Source organism: Shewanella sp. ISTPL2 (assembly GCF_013283205.1).
Classification (GTDB): Bacteria; Pseudomonadota; Gammaproteobacteria; order Enterobacterales; family Shewanellaceae; genus Shewanella; species Shewanella oncorhynchi.
Genome location: NZ_JAAPAV010000001.1, coordinates 236,880 through 251,060, shown reverse-complemented (window position 1 = coordinate 251,060; position 14,181 = coordinate 236,880). Strand labels below are relative to the sequence as shown.

The window sequence follows — 14,181 nt, the reverse complement described above, 5'->3', positions numbered from 1 at the left end:
ATTAGTTGCCACAAACCAAAGCTGCAAATAATATGAATGTAACTTTATTGCTGCTCTGGAGCTACTCATGTCTGCTACTTCTGTCTCAAAAGATGCACAACTCCCACCCCATGGGCTTAATTCTCAACACAATCATTGGCTAGAACGAAAAATTGGTGAGCTAGTGGCAGAAGACTTTCGCCGCACACATGTGTTTAGTCAATTTGGTATCGATTTTTGTTGTGGCGGGGGTAAATCACTGGCGGTCGCCTGTGAGCGTGCAGATGTAGATCCCGCAAAAGTGGTTGCTGCGCTAAATGCCGCAACACTTACTGGTGGCAAAGAAGATGAATTAAATCAATTACCCTTAGATCAACTTATCGAATATATAGAATCAACGCACCATCAATACGTGCGCGAACAAGCCCCTTTATTGGTCGAGTATTCCGAGAAAATGATTCGCGCTCACGGTGAGCACTATGCCGAAATCGTTCCCTTTGCGGGATGGGTACGAGCCTTAGTTGAAGACTTAATGCCGCATTTAATGAAGGAAGAAAAAATACTGTTTCCGGCGATCCGCGCCATGAGTCATGGAGAGCAGGTTGAGGCTTGCTTTGGTCATATTGGCAACCCCATCAATGCGATGCAACATGAGCATGAAGAAGTCGGTTTGATTTTACAAAAATTACACGAGCTCACTAACGACTTCACACCACCTGAATATGCGTGCACTACATGGCGTGTTTGTTATGCCACTCTGGCGGAATTTGAGGCGGACTTACATCAGCATATTCACTTAGAAAACAATATTCTTTTTCCTAAGGCATTGGGTCTGACTCAATAATTGATTAAATGTTTATCCCGTAGCGGCTCCAAATTACAGATTTTCCGCTTAACCTTGAGGCCAGACCTAAGTCTGGCCTTTCAATTGTTGACGTGCTACAACAAGTCATGTGTCGCTGACGGATAAGCTGCCATGACATTTCAATCATTTGCACTCGATGATATTGCCAATTTGCACGAATCGGCCCAAGTAGAATTTAAACTCGCAGGTGGCCGCGATGGCCAAGGTCAATTACCCGAAGACATTTGGGCGACTTATAGCTCTTTTGCCAATACTTTGGGTGGCGAAATCATCCTAGGGGTACGCGAAGAACGTGGCCATTTCAGTATTGAAGGCATTCCCAACCCGCTTCCTGTTCTACAAGAATTTTGGGAAATACTCGATGACCCGAGTCGCACTAGTCACAATCTTTTAGCGATTTCAGATGTGCAGATTATTGAAATTATGAATAAAAAGCTGATTCGTATCCGCGTACCGCTGGCGCCTGAGCAGCTAAAACCTATCTACGTAGGCAGCGATCCTTACACTGGGAGTTATTTTAGGGTGGGAGATGCCGACATGCACGCGAGCCGTCGGCAAGTCAATCTACTGCTACGCCGCGCCCATCTTTGCATGAAGCAACTCAAGGCACGTTAATCCAGTAAATCTAACATCCTGTTATTACGTTAAAAACCTGCTAATAGATAGCCGCCCATGGCCGCAATCGCTACGCCAGTAACGCGCATTAAATTGCGTTGCCCTGTCATCCGCTGCATTCCAAGGCCTATCATTACTCCGCCTAAATGGATGACTGCTGTACCAAATAAAAATCCTAGGGCATACAGGACTGGGCTAGCCAATTCCGGCATTTCTGCGCCGTGGGCATGCCCGTGGAAAATCGCGAATACGCCCACAAAGGCCATGGCGAATAGCAATGGGATTTGGCGATCAAAAGCGATGGCAAGGCCGAGCAACAATACAGAAAGGGCGATACCAATTTCAACGAAGGGAACGGCAATGGCGTATAAGCCTAAAATCCCGCCCACTAACATAAAGGTGACAAATGCTAAGGGGACAGTCCAAATCGCGCGGCCACCGAGCTGGGTGCTCAACATGCCCACACTCAACATAGCCAGCAAGTGATCGAAGCCCAATACGGGATGATTAAAACCCGACATGAAACCGCCACCTGAATGGATCTCATGGGCCGATACCGGCGCGATCCAACATAAAGTGAGCAGTAATAACAACCCGATACGCGCCATAAAATAGCCTTAGTCAGTGACTTTAGTGATATAAAACTTAACTTTAGTGCAAATTTGGCTGGCAAACCTTGATCTCAATCACCCAAAGATACAGATTAAAAATGCACGCTAAGCTAGTTTGCGTCGATAGCCAATACTTTTATCAAAGCGTCGAGGGAGGCTATTTCTAAATGGGGCAACAAGGCGGCTATCGGTAAGGAATCGACTCGACCAAAACTGGGATTTAGCCACACAGACTGACACCCCGCCAATCGAGCACCACGAACGTCGGCATTCATACTGTCGCCAACATGCAGTAAATATTGCGGTGCAATGTTTAATCGCGAGCAGGCCAATTCGAACATGTCTTTAGCGGGTTTCATATGCACGCCATTACCTGGATGCAACACAAACTCGAAAATTTCCCCTAAACCAATTCGCTCGGCGTCCACATTGCCATTGGTGATCCCGACTAATCTAAAATGCTGCGATAAGCGCTTGAGTAATAAGAGCACTTCGTCAGACACTTGGAAATGACTGCGGTAAAAATAAAAGCATGCTAATCCTTGCTCGGCGCCGCGTTCGGCTTCAGTCGCCGAATACCCTAATTGTATTAGACCTTGGCGAAGCGTTGCCAAACGGGCTGCGCTAGTATCGTGGGCAAGTTCGCGATTTTGCTGCAAAAGTTGCAGCTTTAGCCTGCGCCAATCATGGGGTTGCCACGCCTGCGACAATGGATAAGTCTGCAACAGAAACGTCGCCAGCTCAGCTTCGGCATTTAAAATATGCGGCAGATTGTCGTACAGGGTATCGTCGAGATCGAAACTGATCGCTTGAATATGTTGAGGTCTAAGATAGCAACGCATTATTTATCCTGTGTTTTTTTCGCTCTAGGATGGGCGTTATCATACACCTTAGCTAAGTGTTGGAAATCCAAACTGGTATAAATTTGCGTGGTCGCTAGGTTCGCATGACCCAATAATTCTTGCACCGCCCGCAGATCGGCGCTCGCTTCTAACATGTGAGTGGCAAAGGAATGACGCAGCTTATGAGGATGTACTCGCACCGATAATGCCTGCTCTTGACCCCATTTAGCCATGCGCGCCTGAATACTGCGATGGGAAAGTCGCTTGCCTTTTTCAGTCACAAATAAGGCGTTATCTTCACAGGGGATCTGCTTTCGGCAATTGAGCCAATTCTGCAGCGCAGTAATCGCTAAACGACCGACAGGGACGATACGCTCCTTATTGCCTTTACCTAAGACTCGCACTTCTTTCAAATCGTATTGCACACTGGATAAATTGAGCGCGGCAAGTTCCGCTAAACGTAACCCACTGGAATAAAACAATTCCATCATGGCTTTATCACGCAGACTCAGCGGATCTGTACCTTCAATGTCCAGCAAATGACTGATGGCATCGACATCGATATTCTTCGGCAGAGGCTTGGTTTGTTTGGGGGCACTTAAGCCTTTGGCGGGATTAAGCTCAATCACGCCTTCGCGCAGCAAAAATTCACCCCATTGTTTTACCGCCGATAAACACAGAGAAAGCGATCGCGGGCTTAAACCTTTGCGGTGCAATTTGGCTAACACTTGCTGCCAATGCTCGCGGCTCACATTGAGTAAATGCACGCCTTCGGGCAAGAGATCGCTACCGCGATTAAGCTCGTAAAGGTAATTCCGTACTGTATGGGCAGACAACTGTCGCTCGGTACTCAGATAACGTTCAAAGGTTTGTAACCATTGAGTATTTAATGCCGACACTTCGCCTGTTTGCGTACTCATATCGGTTTCCTCGTGGGTTTTGCTAAGCTTTGGGTGAGCACTATAGCTCAACGACCGTTACAGCTTTGCAAGCATATGCGCCAGTAAACGCCGCAACTGTTCCAGCAGCATGTTATCCATATCAGGATGAAAATGGGTGACATCTTGACTAGCAATGGCAAAAATCACTGGGTTGTCTTCCGACAATTTAGTCAGTGCCACCGAGCCCACTTCGCTACCAAATAACCGTTTGGCTTCTTGTTGCGTTAGCCGACCAAAATAGTGACCTTTATGCAGCCTTTGATCCCATATTGCCTTCATATCGGCATCGAGAACGCTGATCAAACGCACATGACTGAAATTAAACTGTAATTTTAAACTGTCGGCTAAGATTTCTTTGAGTGACACTAGATCGGCACAATTCAGTAGTTGGAAGGATAACTCAGTATTGAATTGGTAAATTTTCTCGTTGCGCGCCGCCATCGTTAACAGACTGGTGATCTCTTCTTCCAACTGGCTGACTCGCTGGCGTAGCATTTCTTGACGACGTTCCACCAAAGAGATGGCGCCGCGCTCCAGGTGGGGCAGACGCATTGCCAGCAATAGCTCGGGATAGCGATTGAAAAAATCAGGATTATCAAGCAGATACTCGCGAATAATCAACTCATCAAAGGGCACATTCGTCTGCGGCATCAAGGGCTCTGTCATAACTGAATTTGTCCATCGTAAACATGCTGCGCTGGACCCGTCATCCACAAAGGTTTCCCCTCGCCTTCCCAGTTGATGGTTAAAGTACCGCCGGGTAAATCCACCCGCACTTGCTGGCCGAGCTTCCCTTGCACTTGGCCTACAACCACGGCCGCACACGCGCCAGTGCCACAGGCCAAAGTTTCGGCCGCGCCACGTTCATACACCCGCAGCTTAATGTGGCCCGAATCCACTACTTGCATAAATCCCACATTCACACCACGGGGAAAGCGCTCATGCTTAGTGAGCATGGCACCAATTTCAGCAACAGCGGCGCTCGCCACATCTTCAACGTCGAGCACACAATGGGGATTGCCCATAGAAGCCGCGCCACATAAAAAGGTTTGCAGTGGTGTTTGCAGTAAATAGGTTTTTTCGGCTTTCTTGGCTTTAAAGGGGATTAGACTTGGTTCAAGAATAGGCACGCCCATATTCACGGTAACGGTGCCATCTCGCTCTAAACGCAGAGTCATCTTACCTGATGAAGTGCTAACACGGATTTTACTCTTATTGGTCAATCCTTTATTGCGTACAAAGCGGGCAAAACAGCGGGCGCCATTACCGCATTGTTCGACTTCAGTACCATCGGCATTGAAGATGCGATAATGAAAATCTAAATCGGGATCATAGGGCGGCTCAACCAACAGTAATTGATCGAAACCTATGCCAAAGTTACGGTCGGCTAAACGGCGGATCTGCTCAGGCGAAAAGAACACGTTCTGCGTGACCCCATCGACCACCATAAAATCGTTACCCAGTCCGTGCATCTTAGTGAATTGGATCAAGATACTTATCCTTTAAGCCGAGGCGCCGCTCATTAAGTATGAAACCAAGCGCCTGAATCAATATAATTTTTCTAGTTTACGGCAGGAGTTGCTCACCTTGCCAGAGCTGAGACAATTTTTCTCGCTCACGCACTAAGAAAGCGTGCTCACCATCGACCATGACTTCGGCCGCACGAGGACGCGTGTTGTAGTTAGAGGCCATCGCAAAACCATAGGCACCACTCGAACGCACAGCAAGTAAATCCCCAGCCACTAAAGCCAGCTTGCGATCTTTACCTAAAAAGTCACCGGTTTCGCACACTGGACCAACAATATCAAACTCATAGGCCTCAGAGTCCCTTGGCACGACTGGGATAATATTTTGCCATGCGCTGTAAAGTGCTGGGCGAATTAAGTCATTCATCGCGCCATCGACAATCGCAAAACGCTTGTCGCTGTTTTCTTTCAGATACAGCACCTGAGTAACAAAAATCCCCGCATTAGCGGCAATCGCACGGCCCGGTTCGAAGATCAGCTTAAGTTGACGGTCGCCCATACGCGCCAATATGGCGGCGGCATACACATCAGGATGCGGCGGAGTTTCAGCATCATAGGTCACACCTAAACCGCCACCCACATCAAAATGCTCAATGACGATACCTTGTTCAGCCAGACGATCGATCAACGCTAGCATACGATCCATTGCATCGAGGAAAGGTTGAATTTCTGTCAATTGCGAACCGATATGGCAATCGACACCTTTCACTTTTAAATGTGGTAAAGCATGGGCACGGGCGAAGACGGTTTCGGCCTCATCCATAGCGATACCGAATTTATTTTCTTTAAGGCCAGTCGAAATATAGGGATGAGTCCCCGCATCCACATCGGGATTGACTCGCAAGGAAACTGGCGCCACTTTACCTAAACGACCTGCGACCAAATTTAACTGCTCAAGCTCGGCGCTCGACTCGACGTTAAAGCAATAAATGCCCAGATTAAGTGCCTGTTCCATTTCGGTCGCAGTTTTACCCACGCCAGAGAACACCACTTTAGCGGGATCGCCGCCCGCTTCAATCACTCTTGCTAACTCACCACCCGAAACGATATCAAAACCACTGCCTAAACGTGCCAGCACATTCAGTACGGCCAAGTTCGAATTAGCTTTAACCGCGTAACAAATCAAATGTGGATGATCTGCCACGGCGTTATTAAAGGCATGCCAATGGCGCTCTAGCGTGGCGCGGGAATAGATATACAGCGGCGTACCATAGGTTTGAGCTAAGTCGGCGACCTGGCAGCCTTCGGCGTGCAGGGCATTTTGTTGGTAGAGAAAGTGATCCAATGTCTGATTCCTTACTGCGCTTTATCGCTGCGATAGTGATGATAGTTATAGCTGCTATTATTGTTGTGTTTTTTGTACTTCGATGGCTCGAATTTCGGTTTTAATCTCTTCTACTTCAGGATCAGGTTTAGACGCCTCAACCTTTTTAGGCTGATTCACCTCTGTGGCCGGAGATCGATAGAGGGGGCCCTTCTGGCCGCATGCAGTAATGAATAGGCTACCAAGCAATAACAATAAAAACAGTCTCATTTTTCTCAACATCTGTGCATCTGGTGACTAATGGCCTTATAATCGCACCCATCTTGACGAAAGCAAAGGACAGAAATGCATGGCCATGACAGATACAGAATTTCACCAGCTCGCCGATGACATGTTCCAAGCCATAGAAAATGCGATTGAAACTGCGATTGATGAGCAAGATGCCGATCTTGATATCGATGCCAGTGGCAACGTATTGCAATTAGAATTTGTTGATGGCTCTAAGATAGTGATCAACAAGCAAGAACCTTTGCATGAGATTTGGGTCGCCACACGCTTTGGTGGATATCACTTTGGTTTTGTTGAAGGTAAATGGATGGACGGACGAAATGGCGGCGAATTTATGCCATTCGTGCAAGAGTCTATCGAGCGCCAAGGCGGCATTAAGCTTAGCTTCTAATCTAAGCCTGTCGTAGTGCAAAACCGTAATAGTACAAAACAATAATGGGAGCCTTGGCTCCCATTCTTTATGTTAAAAACCAGCTAAAACTCAGTGTCTTGATCGCTAACATCGATACCGAAAGGCGCCACCGTTAACTCTCCGGCTACCCGCACTAAATGGAAAAATTGCGGAATATTAAACCTGGCCCGTGAAGCATAATGCTCATCGAACACATAGTGATGGCTCACTTTATTTACCAACTCGGCCATGTTTGATCCCGCCTGCACGTAATGGCTTAGTTGATTTTCCTCATCGAGGATAAATACATCCAAGTTATCGACCCGTTGGCGTAGAAAATACTGAATCGCGCCTTTAGCTGCATAGTTTTGCACCACTTTCGGCATACTCGAAAAGGGATCGTCACCTAATTCAGGCCGCGGCAATAGTACAAGATGACTGCGGGATAACTGTTGATAAAATGACTTGGCATCGCTCAAGTCCTGATAGGCCATGCCTAAAGGATTAAAAAAGATCCCATAGCGAGTACGGCTTATCTGTAGTGGCTGCACTAAGGTGCTGGATTGCTGCACTTGTTGGCACAAACGCATAGTTTGTTTTAGTAGATTTTTCACTGCTAATTTAAGCTGTGGGCGTAACTTCTGTGAACAGCTGATCACATCCATATCCACAGGTAAACTGGCTCGTCTTAGCCCCGGCGTCACAAAGGCTAAGGCTTGCAATACCGCGGTATCGCCTTCGAAGCGATGACACTGCCATTCACCCCAACTATTCAAGCAAATGGCATCTAACGCACCAAGCATATTGGCTTTTTTACGCCCGAGTGAGAACACGTTCGCATTCATCACATCGACCATCATTTCCTGTCCTTGCCATTCAATGGTGGGATCGCAATCCAGATTGAGTACGAAAATCAGCTTACGAAAATGCCATGGCTGGCATAAGTCACGTTTAGATACACGCCAATCGTGGTCGATAAAATTCAGTAACCGCTTAGAAGCTTCGGTAAGCCGTTTCGACTTTGCCTTACTCTGACCATATTCATGCCATTGAGTACTCGGCGTCGAGATCCCATTTAAACATGCCCAGATCATTAAGGCTGAAGGGGTTTTCCCCTTACATATTGCCGACTCGCCTAACAAATTTTGTGGCTGAGGCCCTTGTCGATACAGATAATATTGACGCTCGCGGGAGCTTGAGACCATAGTCACTTCGGACTCAGCGACTGAAGCACTCCACAGCAGATTCAGCTTAGCGATTTGGTCTTCATCTTGACTAAAATAGGTATGCAACTTGCGAGTCAGCATTCCCAAATCTTCGATCCGCAAACCTTCATTTAACTCATGTGTCGATGCGAAACGTAGTAAAGTTTGGTAGCTCGCTAATAACAGTTCATTCAGTTGCTCGTTAAACCAATTGAGCTGGCCACTATGCCAATGTTCACAATTGTCTAAAGTGCTAATCAGACTATCTGGCCATTGCCAATCCTGCACCAGCTTTTGCAATTTAGGATAACGCCAATCTTTGCCCTCTTGGGTTCGACTCAAGTGCACGCCACATTTTAAATAGAAGCAGCGCCGCACTATCTCTAGTCGGCGAGTATCATTCTGCTTAAGTAAATAGGTTTCGATAATCTCATAGATAGAGTAATAGGCATCATTCGAAGTCGAAAAATCACCGGCGAGCGTTTTCTGCCATAAGTGATCACAAAGCAGAGTTGAATGGGGATAATCACTGGCATAAGCCTCGAGTAGCAATACTTTAATCAGCGCCTTATGGGGCTTTTCTAAGCCCTTGTAGAGCTGCCATAACGAAGCACCAAAGTACTCACTCGCAGGTAATTCATGTACATCGCCTAAGGACAAGAGCGCAGGATTGAGTTTAGCGTCTGGCCACCATGCAATTGTTTTACCCGCCAAACGAATTTGGCTGCGATAAAACTCTTCAAGTAATAGCCAATGCTGCATACTACCGCTATGCTCATGGGCCATTGCGGATTGACATCCACGAACGGCTTTACCGCCACAAAACTGCTGCGGATGAACTAAGTAAAAATTCACCTCAAACTGATACTCGGCAAACCAAGCAGTCAATCGAGTCGCTTTAATCTTGATTAGCGCCAAATCCTCAGAACACAGATCAGCCCTATGTACTAACCAAACATCGACATCGCTCTTGGCATTTTGGCCAAAACTGCCAGTACTCCCCATCGCATAAACGCCTTCAAAGGCATTGATATCCGCTTCTTGAGTAGTAAAAGGCAGCGAGAACACATCGCAGGCCTGGGACTCAGTCTCACCAACCTGATACTCGTTGATTCCACAGGGCGTATTGGCGGCATGATAGCCAGGATACTGAACACCGTTCTGGTGAATTAAAAAGGGGATCAAATGGAATAAGTGTTTTTGTAACGGCGATAGCAAAGCTAGGGCGCGTGCAATACGTACCTTATTAAGTCTTTCTGCTATATCAGGAAACTGTATTTGCCGATCCATTCAAAAACACAACACTTAAGCACTTATGGGAAATGTGCTCATGTTAACACTTTTACAAACTCGAGCAACTAAACGTGAAGCCCGTCACACTTTCACGGTATCTAGAACATCGCCAACTTCAAAGAATCGATACGGCTTCCTTACATAAACGATTTGCCAATGTTAGCATTGGCGCAACTAAGATCTTTGATGGAAACTAGGCATGTCTGAGAACCGCATACGTATCGCAACCCGCAAGAGTCCGCTGGCCATGTGGCAAGCTGAATTTGTTAAAGCCGAATTAGAACGCATTCACCCCGGTATTGTGGTGGAATTGCTGCCAATGAGCACTAAGGGTGACGTTATCTTAGATACGCCGCTAGCCAAAGTGGGCGGTAAAGGTTTGTTCGTCAAAGAGCTTGAAGTCGCCATGTTAGACGATCTTGCCGATATCGCGGTGCACTCAATGAAAGACGTGCCCGTCGACTTCCCTGAAGGCTTGGGCCTTGAAGTTATTTGCGAGCGCGAAGATCCACGCGATGCCTTTGTATCGAATTTATATAAATCGATCAGCGAATTACCATTAGGCGCAACTGTGGGCACCTCGAGCCTACGTCGTCAATGCCAACTGCGCGCATCACGCCCTGACCTTATCATCAAAGATTTACGCGGTAACGTAGGCACTCGTTTAGCTAAACTTGATAACGGCGAATACGATGCCATTATTCTTGCCGCTGCAGGCTTAATTCGCCTGAAATTGTCTGAGCGTATTGCCAGCTTTATTTCTGCCGAAGAGTCCTTGCCCGCCAACGGCCAAGGCGCTGTGGGTATCGAATGTCGCACCAACGACGCACGCGTTAAGGCACTACTGGCACCATTAGAACATTTAGAAACGCGCTACCGTGTGATTGCCGAGCGCGCGATGAACACGCGCCTAGAAGGTGGATGCCAAGTGCCGATTGGCGCATTTGCCGAAATCAATGGTGATGAGATGACATTACGCGGCCTAGTCGGTAACCCTGATGGTAGTGAAATCATCGAAGGCGTGATCACAGGTCCAAAAACCGACGCCACGCAATTAGGGGTTGCCCTTGCCGAAGAGCTATTGAGCAAAGGCGCAAAAAGCATACTCGACGCTGTTTACGCTAAAGCATAAGTCGATGAAAGTCTTACTGACGCGCCCAGAAGGGCGCAATCAGTCCATGATCGATGCCTTGAATCAACAAGGCATTAGCCATTGGGTTACACCTCTACTGTGTGTCGAAGCAACGCCGCCCATCACAACGAATAACACACACCCACTGGCACACGCCGATATGATTATCTGTATCAGCGCCAATGCAGTCAGCTTTGCCGACTATGCCTTAACAACCGCTCATTCTCGAATAAAAGGCTGGCCTCAAGCTCAATATTTCGCCGTAGGTCATGCGACTTGGGAAGCATTAAATCAACTCGGCATTGAAGCCCTCGAAGCCCCAGATGATTGTCAGCAGACCGAAGGTCTACTCACGCTCGCGCCTTTGCAAGATATTAAAGGTAAGCAGATTAAGATCATACGTGGCGTTGGCGGCCGTGAAGCCTTAGCTGAACGACTGGCTGAGCGCGGGGCAACAGTGCGCTATTGGGAAGTATATCAACGGGCTTGTCCACCACTCGATGGACAGCAGATCGCACAACAATGGCAAGAGTTTGGCATCGACACTATTGTCGTCACCAGCGGTGAAGTACTGGATAACCTGATTAATCTAGTGCCAAAAGAGTTATTTGCATGGCTGCGCTCATGTCATATCATAGTCCCAAGTAACCGAGTAGAAGCTCAAGCTCACGCCTTTGGTATAACCCAAGTCACCAATGCCAATGCCGCCAACAGCAAAGCCGTGCTAAACGCCCTTAAACTCTAAGCGCTATTTAGCCCGATTTAACTCGAATTTCGGCAGTAGCATGTTTTCAAGGACTGTTAAATGGATAACAACAAGCACGACGCAAAGAGCCCTGAATTACAGGCTACCTCTATTATTGAACCATCAATAACGACTGATGACACGCCCGTAACTTCAGCGCCATCTTCTGAATCCCAAACAGCCAAAGCCACACCTTCAAGCACGCCGAGTCAAACGCCAGCATCCAATAGAAGCTCGTGGGCGATTCGCTTTGGAGTGTTATTAGCGCTGGGTTTAACCGCTTGCACCCTTGGCGGCGGTTTTGTGCTATACCAACAGATGCAACAGCAACTACTGGCGCAGGATGCGAAAAATATCGCCCTACAAGACCAATTACAGCAAGCCCTGCTACAACCCAATCAACGTATTGGCCAGCTTGAACAGCAACAACTGAATGATGCTAAGACCTATCAAGAATTAACAAAATTGGCAGAAGACCAAAATCAACTGCAGGACAGGATCAATAAACTTGCCCAGCGCAGTCCAACGCATTGGATGGCGTCAGAAGCCGAATATCTAGTAAACATGGCGGGCCGTAAACTTTGGTTAGAAAAAGATCCCCGCACCGCCACCGATCTATTAAAATCGGCGGATGAAACCATCGCCGCCATGAACAATCCCGCTTTGCTACCTATTCGTAAGGCTCTAGCAAAAGATATCGCCGCGACTGCAAGTATTAAAACCACAGATATTGATGGTAGTGTATTAGCCCTCGATGCCTTAATTGAGCAACTCGATAAGCTGCCACTTAATCGCACCGATGCAGAAACCGATGCCCCTGAAGATACAAACATTACTGGCGATTTAAATGACTGGCAGAGCAACTTAGGGAAGACGTGGAAAGCGTTAACCCAAGACTTTATCACCATACGCCATAGAACAGCCGATGCACCCGCTTTACTTGCTCCTGAGCAACAGTGGTATCTGATTGAAAATATTCGTCATAAACTGCTGCAATCTCAACTTGCGTTATACCGCTACGACAGAGCCGCTTATCACCAATCATTAATGATGGTGCGTAAGTGGATTCAAACCTATTTTGATACTCAAGATCACAGCACTGCTGAAGCCATCGCCAAAATCGATAAATTGGCGACATTAGAACTTGATCCTATTACTCTGAAATCCTTTGCCGCAAAACCTCTGCTATTACAGCTGACAAGCTATGGTGAGCTGACCTCATCAGAGGATGTGCCATTATGATCAAGATATTAATTTTCTTAGGGATAATATTGATAGGGCTCTGCATTAGCCCTTGGTTGGTGGGCAACACAGGTTATGTATACATTGCGGCAGGTGACTACCAGATTGAGACCAGTTTAGTCTTTGGGATCATTGCCTTAATTGTATTTTATGCCATGTTCCAAGTACTAGAATGGTTGGTGATTAGCGTCATTAATCTCATGCTGCGTAGCCGTTTTATTCCTCGCCACTGGCGCCGTCGCTCCGCGAAAAAGCATACCTTAATGGGTGCATTGGCTCTGGCAGAAGAAGATTGGCCAGCAGCAGAACGCGCTATGATAAAAGGCGCCGACAATGGCGAACTCCCTGCACTTAATTTACTTGCAGCGGCTCGTGCTGCCCAATATCAACAGAAAATAGCAGAGCGTGATCAATATCTTGACCGTGCAGCAACACAACCGCTGGCCGCGAATGCCGTCGCAACCACGCGTACTCGATATCTGTTAAAACAAGGAGAGTTAGCTTTAGCCCGCGCCGAGCTCGATAAATTAGCCCCCACAAGTAAGAGCAAAGCACCGGTACTCAAACTCGCCCTCGAGTTATATCAAGCACAAGAGGATTGGGATGCGCTCAAGCTATTGTTACCTATTTTGAAGAAGCGCCAGATCCTAGATGACACCCAGCTAAATGAACTCAATGTAATCACTCACTGCGCTTTACTCAAAGCCGCAACCATTAAAGGCGAAGAAGCCTTAGAACAATGCTGGCAGTGGTTATCTCGCAGTGAGCGCAATCAGTCTGAGTTTTTGGCGATTTATGCTGTGGGTTTATGCCGCTTTAATCGCAAAGAGCAAGCGCTGAAGCTACTCTCGAAAAAATTACGTACTGCTCCTGAATCAGCGCTTTTAGAAGTCATTCCAGAAATAACGACAGCCCAAGATACAGAAATCCGTAAGCAGTTACTCAAGCATGAAATCACCCATGAGAATAATGCCGACTACCAGATGTGCTTAGCTAAACTTTATCAGCAAACACGGGATATGAAAGAAGCCAGAACCTGCTGGCAAAATGTTTGCCGACTCGAACCCACAAAAGCCTCTTGGTTGGCGCTTGCACGGATTCAAGAACAGTTAGGTGAACAAGGTAACGCAAATCAAAGTTATCGTCAGGCGGTTAATCTGTAGTTCTACAATGCCTGCAACCTAGTCGCCGTGATTTGAGTAACGAAAGATCACGGCACTTGCCAATGCAGACATATTAAAA

Annotated in this window: 15 protein-coding genes; 7 read left to right on the top strand and 8 right to left on the bottom strand. The window is 47.2% G+C overall.

Annotation, left to right across the window (positions count from 1 at the left end; translation table 11 throughout):
* Positions 1-67: 67 nt before the first annotated feature.
* Positions 68-823, top strand: coding sequence for an iron-sulfur cluster repair di-iron protein (gene ric, locus HUB64_RS01125; RefSeq protein ID WP_173247940.1), 756 nt, complete (start codon positions 68-70; stop codon positions 821-823).
* A gap of 132 nt (positions 824-955) precedes the next feature.
* Entirely contained in the window at positions 956-1,459 is a 504-nt protein-coding gene (locus tag HUB64_RS01120) for a helix-turn-helix domain-containing protein (protein WP_105250431.1), read from the top strand.
* Between the two features lie 29 nt (positions 1,460-1,488).
* Here the strand turns inward: HUB64_RS01120 and HUB64_RS01115 are convergent, their stop codons facing one another.
* From HUB64_RS01115 to HUB64_RS01085, 7 genes are all read right to left on the bottom strand, one after another.
* A complete protein-coding gene (locus HUB64_RS01115; RefSeq protein ID WP_105250432.1) occupies positions 1,489-2,067 on the bottom strand; it encodes a HupE/UreJ family protein in 579 nt (192 codons plus the stop codon).
* Between the two features lie 113 nt (positions 2,068-2,180).
* The gene (locus tag HUB64_RS01110) at positions 2,181-2,912 is read right to left on the bottom strand and encodes an HAD-IA family hydrolase (RefSeq protein ID WP_173247944.1); all 732 of its coding nucleotides are present in this window, start codon (positions 2,910-2,912) and stop codon (positions 2,181-2,183) included.
* Positions 2,912-3,832, bottom strand: a complete 921-nt coding sequence (xerC, locus tag HUB64_RS01105; protein WP_131523372.1) for a tyrosine recombinase XerC — start codon at positions 3,830-3,832, stop codon at positions 2,912-2,914. The genes HUB64_RS01110 and xerC overlap by 1 nt, the downstream gene beginning before the upstream one ends.
* A gap of 57 nt (positions 3,833-3,889) precedes the next feature.
* The gene (locus HUB64_RS01100) at positions 3,890-4,519 is read right to left on the bottom strand and encodes a DUF484 family protein (RefSeq protein ID WP_173496192.1); all 630 of its coding nucleotides are present in this window, start codon (positions 4,517-4,519) and stop codon (positions 3,890-3,892) included.
* A complete protein-coding gene (dapF, locus tag HUB64_RS01095) occupies positions 4,516-5,343 on the bottom strand; it encodes a diaminopimelate epimerase (protein WP_105250436.1) in 828 nt (275 codons plus the stop codon). The genes HUB64_RS01100 and dapF overlap by 4 nt, the downstream gene beginning before the upstream one ends.
* A 76-nt stretch (positions 5,344-5,419) precedes the next feature.
* Positions 5,420-6,664 (bottom strand): diaminopimelate decarboxylase, encoded by a 1,245-nt coding sequence (gene lysA / locus HUB64_RS01090; protein ID WP_173496191.1) that lies wholly within the window; start codon positions 6,662-6,664, stop codon positions 5,420-5,422.
* Positions 6,665-6,721: 57 nt separating this feature from the next.
* A complete protein-coding gene (locus tag HUB64_RS01085; protein WP_173496190.1) occupies positions 6,722-6,913 on the bottom strand; it encodes a lipoprotein in 192 nt (63 codons plus the stop codon).
* A gap of 79 nt (positions 6,914-6,992) precedes the next feature.
* On the opposite strand from HUB64_RS01085, the gene cyaY reads away from it, so the two are divergent.
* On the top strand, positions 6,993-7,322 hold the full coding sequence (gene cyaY / locus HUB64_RS01080; RefSeq protein WP_105250439.1) for an iron donor protein CyaY: 330 nt from the start codon (positions 6,993-6,995) through the stop codon (positions 7,320-7,322).
* Between the two features lie 83 nt (positions 7,323-7,405).
* Here the strand turns inward: cyaY and HUB64_RS01075 are convergent, their stop codons facing one another.
* Positions 7,406-9,817: a class I adenylate cyclase gene (locus tag HUB64_RS01075; RefSeq protein ID WP_173496189.1), complete on the bottom strand. Its 2,412-nt coding sequence runs from the start codon at positions 9,815-9,817 to the stop codon at positions 7,406-7,408.
* Between the two features lie 202 nt (positions 9,818-10,019).
* Here HUB64_RS01075 and hemC point away from each other — a divergent pair, with 202 nt between their 5' ends.
* Genes hemC through HUB64_RS01055 form a run of 4 tightly spaced genes read left to right on the top strand, consistent with a single transcriptional unit; the run spans position 10,020 to position 14,102 of the window.
* The gene (gene hemC / locus HUB64_RS01070) at positions 10,020-10,952 is read left to right on the top strand and encodes a hydroxymethylbilane synthase (protein WP_131523367.1); all 933 of its coding nucleotides are present in this window, start codon (positions 10,020-10,022) and stop codon (positions 10,950-10,952) included.
* Between the two features lie 4 nt (positions 10,953-10,956).
* Positions 10,957-11,697 carry a uroporphyrinogen-III synthase gene (locus HUB64_RS01065; protein ID WP_173496188.1) on the top strand — a complete coding sequence of 247 codons (741 nt, stop codon included), beginning with the start codon at positions 10,957-10,959 and terminating at the stop codon, positions 11,695-11,697.
* A gap of 60 nt (positions 11,698-11,757) precedes the next feature.
* Complete coding sequence (locus HUB64_RS01060; protein WP_173496187.1) at positions 11,758-12,939, top strand: uroporphyrinogen-III C-methyltransferase; 1,182 nt, start codon at positions 11,758-11,760, stop codon at positions 12,937-12,939.
* Positions 12,936-14,102 (top strand): heme biosynthesis HemY N-terminal domain-containing protein, encoded by a 1,167-nt coding sequence (locus HUB64_RS01055; protein WP_173496186.1) that lies wholly within the window; start codon positions 12,936-12,938, stop codon positions 14,100-14,102. Before HUB64_RS01060 ends, HUB64_RS01055 begins: the two co-directional genes overlap by 4 nt.
* Positions 14,103-14,181: the final 79 nt, after the last annotated feature.

Bases quoted from the DNA above. Each gene is read 5' to 3' on its own strand.
- hemC (WP_131523367.1), top strand. From the start codon at position 10,020: ATGTCTGAGAACCGCATACGTATCGCAACCCGCAAGAGTCCGCTGGCC.
- ric (WP_173247940.1), top strand. From the start codon at position 68: ATGTCTGCTACTTCTGTCTCAAAAGATGCACAACTCCCACCCCATGGG.
- HUB64_RS01065 (WP_173496188.1), top strand. From the start codon at position 10,957: ATGAAAGTCTTACTGACGCGCCCAGAAGGGCGCAATCAGTCCATGATC.
- HUB64_RS01075 (WP_173496189.1), bottom strand. From the start codon at position 9,817: ATGGATCGGCAAATACAGTTTCCTGATATAGCAGAAAGACTTAATAAG.
- HUB64_RS01100 (WP_173496192.1), bottom strand. From the start codon at position 4,519: ATGACAGAGCCCTTGATGCCGCAGACGAATGTGCCCTTTGATGAGTTG.
- HUB64_RS01115 (WP_105250432.1), bottom strand. From the start codon at position 2,067: ATGGCGCGTATCGGGTTGTTATTACTGCTCACTTTATGTTGGATCGCG.
- xerC (WP_131523372.1), bottom strand. From the start codon at position 3,832: ATGAGTACGCAAACAGGCGAAGTGTCGGCATTAAATACTCAATGGTTA.
- HUB64_RS01085 (WP_173496190.1), bottom strand. From the start codon at position 6,913: ATGAGACTGTTTTTATTGTTATTGCTTGGTAGCCTATTCATTACTGCA.
- HUB64_RS01120 (WP_105250431.1), top strand. From the start codon at position 956: ATGACATTTCAATCATTTGCACTCGATGATATTGCCAATTTGCACGAA.
- HUB64_RS01110 (WP_173247944.1), bottom strand. From the start codon at position 2,912: ATGCGTTGCTATCTTAGACCTCAACATATTCAAGCGATCAGTTTCGAT.
- cyaY (WP_105250439.1), top strand. From the start codon at position 6,993: ATGGCCATGACAGATACAGAATTTCACCAGCTCGCCGATGACATGTTC.
- HUB64_RS01055 (WP_173496186.1), top strand. From the start codon at position 12,936: ATGATCAAGATATTAATTTTCTTAGGGATAATATTGATAGGGCTCTGC.
- HUB64_RS01060 (WP_173496187.1), top strand. From the start codon at position 11,758: ATGGATAACAACAAGCACGACGCAAAGAGCCCTGAATTACAGGCTACC.